The sequence below is a fragment of the Rhodobacter flavimaris genome, assembly GCF_021378075.1.
GTDB classification, from domain to species: domain Bacteria; phylum Pseudomonadota; class Alphaproteobacteria; order Rhodobacterales; family Rhodobacteraceae; genus Rhodobacter; species Rhodobacter flavimaris.
In genome coordinates this window covers 1-388 of sequence record NZ_JAJUOS010000049.1, presented here as the reverse complement: position 1 = coordinate 388, position 388 = coordinate 1, and the positions used below count along the sequence as shown (strand labels likewise).

1 protein-coding gene is annotated in these 388 nt (G+C 60.6%); it reads left to right on the top strand.

The genetic code is table 11. The annotated features are described in order from the left end of the window. Positions 1–85: 85 nt before the first annotated feature. A partial coding sequence (locus LZA78_RS17605) for a transposase (protein WP_233678174.1) occupies positions 86–388 on the top strand: 303 nt, incomplete at its 3' end.

Below are 388 nucleotides of genomic sequence, written 5' to 3'. Positions count from 1 at the left end.
TGTCCCCCGTCAGCGCCTATGGCACAGATTTGAGGTTGTGATTTAAGGAGGATTTGGGCTTCGTCGTAGTGACGAAGGAACGAAGATGAAGCCCAAATCCTCCAATTCAAAATCGCCGACCAAGCCCCCTGCAGAGCGAGTGGTCAAAGAGATCCGGCGTCAGACCCGTCGCCATTTCTCGGCCGAGGACAAGATCCGGATCGTGCTGGAAGGCTTGCGCGGTGACGACAGCATCGCCGAGCTGTGCCGCAAGGAAGGAATCGCCCAAAGCCTGTACTACACCTGGTCGAAGGAATTCATGGAAGCGGGCAAGCGCCGCCTGGCGGGCGACACTGCCCGTGCCGCGACCACCGGCGAGGTGCAGGACCTGCGTCGTGAAGCCCGTGCG